5 protein-coding genes are annotated in these 8,047 nt (G+C 35.7%); 2 read left to right on the top strand and 3 right to left on the bottom strand.

All coding sequences use genetic code 11. From position 1 onward, the window contains the following. Positions 1-46: 46 nt before the first annotated feature. Positions 47-982: an IS66 family transposase gene (locus tag DW677_RS16935; RefSeq protein ID WP_278287005.1), complete on the top strand. Its 936-nt coding sequence runs from the start codon at positions 47-49 to the stop codon at positions 980-982. A 128-nt stretch (positions 983-1,110) separates the two neighbouring features. Here the strand turns inward: DW677_RS16935 and DW677_RS16940 are convergent, their stop codons facing one another. Next, positions 1,111-1,959, bottom strand: a complete 849-nt coding sequence (locus DW677_RS16940; protein WP_117567878.1) for a hypothetical protein — start codon at positions 1,957-1,959, stop codon at positions 1,111-1,113. A gap of 436 nt (positions 1,960-2,395) precedes the next feature. On the opposite strand from DW677_RS16940, the gene DW677_RS16945 reads away from it, so the two are divergent. Then, on the top strand, positions 2,396-3,586 hold the full coding sequence (locus DW677_RS16945) for an IS110 family transposase (protein ID WP_117567879.1): 1,191 nt from the start codon (positions 2,396-2,398) through the stop codon (positions 3,584-3,586). A 196-nt stretch (positions 3,587-3,782) separates the two neighbouring features. Here DW677_RS16945 and DW677_RS16950 read toward each other — a convergent pair whose 3' ends face one another. After that, positions 3,783-5,891, bottom strand: coding sequence for an ATP-dependent DNA helicase (locus DW677_RS16950; RefSeq protein ID WP_242992227.1), 2,109 nt, complete (start codon positions 5,889-5,891; stop codon positions 3,783-3,785). A gap of 191 nt (positions 5,892-6,082) precedes the next feature. Next, positions 6,083-7,990, bottom strand: coding sequence for a P-loop NTPase fold protein (locus DW677_RS16955; RefSeq protein WP_117567880.1), 1,908 nt, complete (start codon positions 7,988-7,990; stop codon positions 6,083-6,085). Positions 7,991-8,047: the final 57 nt, after the last annotated feature.

Raw genomic sequence — 8,047 nt, forward strand, 5'->3', positions numbered from 1 at the left:
TTATTAGCCACTACTGTTACAACGTTAGTATAGCACTTCAGATCTTATCCATGCTGATGAGACAACATGTCAGGTCTTGCGTGAAGAAGGCAAAGCTGCAGAATCGATATCGTATATGTGGATCTATCTCAGCGGAAATGATGGTCTGCCTCCAATCATCCTATATGATTATCAGGCAGGACGTGCAGGCAAGTATTCACAGCAATTCCTCGAAGGTTTTCATGGTATGCTGCAATGCGACGGCTACCAGGGATACAATAAAGTAGATAACGTACTGCTTGTTTGCTGTCTGGCTCATTGTCGCCGGAAGTTTTACGAAGCAATACCAGCGGAGCGTCGGAAAAAGCTGAAGCTGTTGGATATCAATTCCGAGGAAGAAATCAAAGAGCCGCTTCTTCCTAAGAAAGAAGAAATCCCCAGCATGATTCCGGCTGAAGTTGGCCTGGCATACTGCAACAAGCTTTTCTTTTTGGAAAAGCAGTTCCGTGACCTTACTCCGGAAGAGCGAAAAGACAGACGTCTGGAAACAGAAGTGCCGGTATGGGAAAGCTTTTACGCATGGTTGGAACAACTCAATCCTGTAAAAAGAAGCAAGCTGGAAAAAGCTGTGATATACGCAAAAAATCATAAAGAAACACTGCGTAATTATCTTCAGGATGGACGTTGCGAAATATCGAATAATGCAGCGGAAAGACGTGCGAAAAGTTATGCGATTGGCAGAAAAGCCTTTTTATTTCACACATCGACTGCCGGAGCAGAAGCCAGCGCTGTCATGTACAGTATCGTAGAAACCGCAAAAGCCAACAATCTGAATGTGTTCCAGTATCTCTACACAGTACTACTTTATATGCCGGACTACAAAAATGAGCCCGCAGGTATAGAAAAGCTGTTACCGTGGAGCGACTTTATAAAGGAACGCTGCAGCGGATTGATTGATGTTGAAAATCAAACACCGGAACACCATGAACCACTGCCTGTTTAAGGCGAAGGATACCAAGGGGGCAGTGGGCAATACTCTCGGATTATTCATCGCTTACCCTCCAAATCTTTTGAGACTTGGAGGCTTGATTCCGACCATTTTATGATTCGCAATATTAATCTTTTAAATACTTATTGATCCATGTGTTTTTTTAAGATTTCATAAAAACTTTTCTCTCTAGCATATTTCCCCAAATACTTCTTCATTGCAGAATAAAATATTACTATAATTCCTACCATAAATAAGAATGCAACTCCGAGATATATGTATAACAATATTTCTATTTCATTTTTAGCAAGAAATAAAGCATTAATTGTAAGCATAACTGTTACAAATGCCATGGATGTATTTGAAATCATGGATTCTGAATTCTCTATATTTTTGTCCAAAATTATTGCATTTTCTACATATTCCTTCACTTTACTGTAATATGTTTCCTTTTTTAATTCATCAACCAACGTTTCAACATTTGCTCCAAGTTCAATAAGTGAAACTTTCTTTTGCAACCATTTTTTCTTTAATCCCTCTATTCTCTCAATCATATCAATAATATGTTCTTTTTCGTCTCTTTTATCCATATCATTCTCAGACACTATTTCTCTTTTATTCATAATTTTCTCCAATTCATGCTGCTCTATATTATCAAGTACAAATTTACATTTTTTATAAGGGGCGGGCAAATAAATTGCTATTATAGACAACAAAAGAATACTTAAAATAATTGAAGCTTGTTCAAATTTTGATACATATCCAATCAAAACACTTAACATACCTACCAAAACTTGTATTTCTCCAATATCAGCAAACTGATTACAATATACTTTTAATTCATAATATCTATCCGGATTTTCTTCCAACTCTTTTTTTAATTCTTCCTTGAGGTAAAATTCAATAACTTTTTGCTTCTTTTCTCGTTTCCATTCTTTCTTCGCCGAATTGTAAATATCCTTAATAAATCTAATTTTTCCGTCTTTTTTCATTTGTAGAAAACCACCTTTTCTCTAAATTTCTTTATGTTTGAAGGCATTTCCGACCACCCTATATTTTTACTATTTTCTGTATCAAATTATCTTTCTTCATTTTCTGAAAAACCCGTTTTCTCATATATATTACCCGTCTTTCTGCGAAAGACACCAATGCGTCATGAAACATGTGCATTGGCTTTCGCTATCTAATTATTCTTCTTTCTGATATTATTTAATTATAAGACTGACACACTACAGAACACGTGGAGGTGAGTGGCGGGGCTGTATAGCGGCGACCTCGTATATATATTTGTTGTCGGTCATCCGTTAAGGCATCAATGAGTGGCGCATAACTGTAGCCCGTAAACTTATCTCTTCCGAAGTCGACTCGATCTCGCCGGATGACCAGTCACTGTCAGTTTTATAACTATAAATATCAGGAGGTATTTTCTTGTCTTTTAAAATCATCAAAAATAACTGCTGTGGACTTGATGTTCACAAAACATGGATCTTTGCCTGTATCGGTATTACTGATTCCAACAATCGTACAGAGTACAAGCAGGCTCGCTTTTCTTCCTTTACAAAAGGTTTGAATCAGCTGTGTGACTGGCTTGCCAAGTACAACTGTAAAGATGTCTGCATGGAATCAACCGGTAAGTACTGGATCCCTGTTTTTAACATTTTAGAGCACCACAATCTTTGGGTTACTTTGTCCCATCCCAAATACACCAAACCTATGAAAGGCAACAAAACCGACCGTAAAGATGCCAAATGGATTTGTGACCTCTATATGTGCGGTATGGTGAAACCTTCCTTTATTCCCACTGCTGACATCAGAGAACTCAGAGACCTTGTAAGATACCGGTACAAACTCACCTGTATGATTACTGGTGAGAAAAACCGTGCTCAAAATTGTCTTACCGTTTCTAATCTAAAACTTGATGAGGTTTTTTCGGATGTATTTGGTAAATCATCTCGTTCCATTACAGAACAGATTTTACAACACCCAGGAGAAGCATTTGATGTAGCACATTTTGTTCACGGACGATGTAAGACTCCTATTGAAGAAATACAAGCTGCTGTTGATGGTGCCATTTCAAAAGAACAGGAAATCCTTCGTCTCAGTGATAAATATGAAACTGCTTTAAATTTAATAAGGACTGTTCCAGGATTCGATAAGAATCCTCTGACTGCTATTCAAGTGCTTTCTGAGATTGGTGGTGATATGTCTGTCTTCCCCACAGCGAAACACCTCGTCTCATGGGCAGGATGCTGTCCTCGTAATGATCAAAGCAATCAAAAAATCAAATCCACTCGGATTTCCCGTGCTGGCTCCTATTTTAAACCAATTCTGGTACAAGTTGCAAATGCTTTAATCAAATCAAAGAAACATCCTGAATTTACAACTCGCTATAAGCGTATCAAAGCACGCCGTGGTCACAAGAAAGCCATCATTGCCATCTGCCGTATGATCCTGACCGCTATCTGGCACATACTCTCAGATTTAGAGCCATATACACCAGAAGGTTTTCTTGAATCTCGTCCTGTGAAGGAAGAAAAAGTTCTTTCCACTTCACAGGCACTTAATCTTTTGAAACAACGGGGCTACATCATAAAGGATGAGCCTTTAGCAGTTTCCTAATTAGGTGTTGCGTTAATATTTAATTTTTCTTGCCACCCCAAGGATGGTTTATTTGTTATGCTCTATTTTCTCGGGTAACCTCTACTTCTTTGTTTCAAACTTTTCTTACTCCGATATACTATCATGTTTCTCACACATATATCTGCTCCAAAACACCTGTAATAATAATTTATCCGATAAATGGATTTCTTTCACGTTATTTTCCTTCTTTCTGTTGTTCTACTATCTGACTATAAAAAGCTGCAATTTCTTCAATTTTATTAGTCTTGCTTTTTATTGGTAGTGATTCCCAAATAATTTGCTTATAAGGTGCCTTTGACCTTTCTCCGACTCTTGAATCTATAATAGAAACAATTCCCTTATCGTTCTCGCTCCGAATCAATCTTCCAATTCCCTGCTTTAGTTTTATAACCATCTCCGGAACAGACACTTCCATTAATCCATCCTTGCTCTGCTCGTACTTGTAATCAATAATCGGCCCTCTTACCGGAAATGGTAATTTAAAGATAATTACATGAGATAACGACACACCTTCTATATTAATTCCTTCCCAGTAACTTCCAGTTCCTAGTAACACAGAATTAGTATCATTTCTAAACATCTCTAAAGTTTCTGCCTGCTTTGCATTTCCTTGCTGCATCAGTATCTTGAATGGCAAGTTTTCCTTCTGCAATTTATCATATACCGCCTGCATGTCCGTTTTTGCTGTAAATAAAATTAAAGATTTTCCATTACTGATTTGGAGCAATTTTATAATTTCCTGTATTCCTTCTTCTATAAATTTCTCTCTTTCACGTGTCGGATGAGGCATATGTTCAGTATAATAAATTTTCGCATGCTCATCATAATTAAATGGTGATATTTTAGGCTCACATACCAAGCTTCGTTCAGTCTGAAATCCAGTGTTATTAATAAAATAAGTGTAGTTCTTTATGTAATCTTCATTTTTACCACTTGTAATAGTTGCCGAAGTCAAAATTACTGGCAAACCAGAATCACCAAACATAATTCGCCTTGTAATCTTGTCAACCGCCTTGGGACACTTATATAAACGAACTCCCTTTATTCCACGATTTCCCCTATCTCTTTCTAACCAGAAAATATCTTCACTATTTTTCCATTTTATGATTGACTCTAAAAAGGCAACATAGTCTTCAAGCTGCTCCACCTCTTCATCGTAACTTTTCCTACTACGATCACCTATAAAATCTCCAAATGACATTGATGCTTTAAGCCGGATATCATTAAGAATTTTTCTTAGTTTTTCAAAATTTATTCCAATATTCCTTACATAATATCGGTCTATATCCTGACCGTTTTTTTCTGCCTCTTTGTCCTGCTCATTCATTTGCTTCAATAGTAATTTAAAAATCTCATCTATCAAATAATCTGCTTTTTCCAGTTCTTTGGTAAATGCAGAATCAAAAGAATCGACTGCTTTTCCCGCTCCATACATTGCATCTTTCAACTGCTTAAGTGAAATGCAAGAAGTCACAGATGAACGGACTTTACTTTCCAAATTATGAGCCTCATCTACTACAACAATTCCAATATCTTCACTCATAAGTTGTCTTCGATAATTTGCTTTTTTATGCATATTTACGGCAAGCAAATCCTGATTGCATACAATAATCCCATGTGTAGACATCATTTTCTGACGCAAATTATAGTAATAACAACAACCACAATAACTACACTTATCTTTGCAAAACTGTGCTTTATACTCTTTCACATTTATTTGGTTCCATATCTCATTCGGAACTGCAACATTCCAATCCGCCTTCTCATACCCAAATTTGCAGATTGCATCATTGATTATTTGATGTTCCACACTTTCTTCAATAAATTCTTTTGTAAAACAATCATCAAACCGCTTTTTACACAAAAAATGGTTTTGTCCTTTGGCTACAAGAACTTCCACTTCATAATTAAGCATGTCCATAATTTTTTCTATATCATGAGTCAACTGCTCTTGTAATGCTATTGTCGATGTCGCAATTACTACTGGTCTATGATAAATTTTGCTATAATATAGAATTGGTACAATGTAAGCAAATGACTTTCCAATTCCAACACCAGCTTCAACAAGCACATGCTTGTTTTCTCTAATTCCATCTACAATTTCACAGGACATTTCCCATTGTCCTTCTCTATCTTCAAATCCAGCAGCAATAGCTTTATCTTGAAAAAAAGAAAATACATCTTCTCCGATTTTCTGAAATCTCTTTTTACGTTCATTCTGCTCTTCTTGTAATATCGCATCTTCATCATATCTCCATAAACGCAAACTAACACCTTCTTCCACGTCATATGACTTCTAGAGCCCTTTTATTCTCAATAATCGTTTCTATATTTTAAATGAATTTCCTAAGATATTGTACCATATATTATCTGGTCCTGAAATTACTTTCTTCTAAGAATTGGAAGAAGAAAACCTCCAAATCTTTGTGAGACTTGGAGGTTTGTTACCAACCATTTTGCAATACTTAATACCTACTACTCAGTTTGTGTTTCACTTTCTTCTAATTTTTCTATCATTTCATCTATGCGTTTTATAAAGTCTTCTGTATGGCGAACCGCAAAGACCTTTCCGCTTTTCTCAAAACCTTCTTTTTGCACGTTCATCAACTCATGCAACTTTCTAAATCCCAAAAGACTTTCTTCCGGTTTTATATCTTTTGACAGAATATTTTCTCTCCACATATCATTGAAATATCCAGAAAATTGATGCCTTGTCGAATTATCTCCTTTTGCATATGCTTCTGCTGTAACAATCGCCATTTCTTCATCAAACATATTAAATCGTTTGTTCTGACAAGCCGTAAATGCAGTGAATGCGTCTTCACGCATCCCTTCAATGTATAAATTTTTATTGTTACTAAACATTAATAAATTTCCATTTTGGAATTCTGCAATAAGCTGGTAGGTATTCCACTCATCTTCAGTAAAATATTCTCTACTCTCTGTACCAATAATAGAGTGCAATTGCTGCCCTTCCTTTCTGGAATCTAACAAGCTCTTTATTACTGTTGCAACTCCGGTTCGAACTTTATCCCAATCCACGCTTAAAGGGAATTCAAAATTATAGTATCTTCCCCAACAATTATTCTGTATAAAATGTACATATTCATCTAAACTAAGTTCTCCTGCATATGCCATTTCAACCACCTGCGGAAATCCTTTTATAATCACCTCTTCTTCAACATCCATAATTCTATGTGTTCGAACAATATCGGATGGCGTTTCTGCTTTTTTCTTTGACTGAATAACTTCTATTTCATATGTAAGGGCATCTACATCCCATATACCACGAAGTATCCATTTTTTCACTGTTGCAAGCATATATTGATTCTGAAAAGCCGGATATAATTCCTGAACTTCCTTATCCGAAAACAATGTCCCATAGTATCCTTCTTTTGCAATATTAGCTTTATATGCAATCATATAGGAGATAAAACTATAAAACCTTTTGTCTATATCTTCAAACCCTTTTTCTACTAAAATCGCATAAACTCGATAAAAATCTCTTATCGCACATTTTAAACTTCGAATATTATGCGGTCTTTTACTATTCTGTGATTCATTATAAGTATTTCTATCGGGAGCAAATAATTCTAAAATTCCCTCTTCACATTCCTTCACAAAACCCTTATACTTTTCATCTTGATATTTGGTTTTTTCAATAACTGTATTTACAATGCCTGCATAATCAGGGATATACCGAACCGTTCGGTGTATAATCTTTTCTTTAATTTCATTATAAGACAATTCATCAGCGTCTTTTTGTGATTTGTACTTTATCTTCCCTGTTGTTCGTTTGGCAGGATCGGTATCATCTCCATTCTCAAAAGTATCTATTTCAAATTCTATTGGAGTAGCAGATGTTTCTGTAGAAATTCCCATCTTATCCTGATTTGCAACAATAATCGTATGAAACTTCTGATTTTCACAGTAATCATTAATTGCGCCGAGAACATCAACAATATCTAAACAGCAACGTTCTAAATCATCAAAAACTAAAACTACGTGTTTTTCTTCTATCACATTTTTTATTTCTACAAAGGATAACCAATCTGTAGTTGCTATCCCCCTAATCCACTCTGGTAAAAAATCTAATTTACCGGCTATTTCTTTTCCCCATTTCGCTTTTTTAACCACACCTGTCCATTTCTTATCTTTATTATATTCACTAATCCATGCCTGCTTAATTGCCATATGTATTCCTTCTATGGTTGTTATACCAAACAATGAAATGCGAATTACATGTGCCTTGTCCTTCAAGGCTTCTTTCAGTTCATTATCTATAAGATATGTTTTTCCACATCCCCATTCTCCAGTCAAAAGTACAGCTCCGACAGGTTCTGGTTCTTCACAATAATACATCAATTCATTTATTGTCTTCATTTGAATTTCACCTCTGTATAATGGTATCGTAATTTAAGACACTTTGAGAGACATTTT

Origin of the sequence: Clostridium sp. AM25-23AC, from assembly GCF_003435125.1 — a bacterium.
Taxonomy (GTDB): domain Bacteria; phylum Bacillota; class Clostridia; order Lachnospirales; family Lachnospiraceae; genus Pilosibacter; species Pilosibacter fragilis.

What these genes read in the sequence shown, in the direction of transcription:
- DW677_RS16940 (WP_117567878.1), bottom strand. Translation starts at nt 1,959, where the DNA reads ATGAAAAAAGACGGAAAAATTAGATTTATTAAGGATATTTACAATTCG.
- DW677_RS16955 (WP_117567880.1), bottom strand. Translation starts at nt 7,990, where the DNA reads ATGAAGACAATAAATGAATTGATGTATTATTGTGAAGAACCAGAACCT.